This window comes from Streptococcus sp. HMSC070B10 (assembly GCF_001808665.1).
In the GTDB taxonomy this organism is placed as follows: domain Bacteria; phylum Bacillota; class Bacilli; order Lactobacillales; family Streptococcaceae; genus Streptococcus.
Genome location: NZ_KV794152.1, coordinates 573,483 through 573,976, shown reverse-complemented (window position 1 = coordinate 573,976; position 494 = coordinate 573,483). Strand labels below are relative to the sequence as shown.

Below are 494 nucleotides of genomic sequence, written 5' to 3'. Positions count from 1 at the left end.
ATGAAGCTCGTGCCCGTAGTTTGTTTGAAAGTATCGCTCATGAAAAACCAGAACTCTTTTATGTTCAGGAAGCGAAGAAATATTTAGAATTAGTGAAATGAGAGTAATATATGAAATTAGTAAAAAAAATAGTAAGTAGCGCGACAGAAAACACTCTTTTACAACTTGATAGGACTATTCTAATTTGCTCAATTATTGGACTTGTTTTGGATGTGATGGCAGTATGCTTAGTATTTCAAAGCAATTTGGAAATATTGGGATTCATATTATTAGTTATTGTCTTTTTAGTTCTCGGCTTTGTATTTTATTTAAGATTTGTATCTAGAAAAGTTATTGTTCTAGTGTTACACGATTCTATTGATCTTAAGCTCTATGTAGACATGTTAAGAGTTCAATCAGAAAAATCTATTAAGCCCTTTAGGGCAACATATCGTGAGAATTACCAAATTATCCAAGGTCGAGTGGCTTATTTAAAAGGAGATTTTCAAGCTGCC

The 494-nt window shown here is 32.0% G+C and carries 1 pseudogene; it reads left to right on the top strand.

What is annotated here, in order from left to right:
• Nucleotides 1–110 precede the first annotated feature (110 nt).
• A pseudogene (locus HMPREF2613_RS04445) lies at nucleotides 111–494 on the top strand (hypothetical protein); the annotation flags it as partial.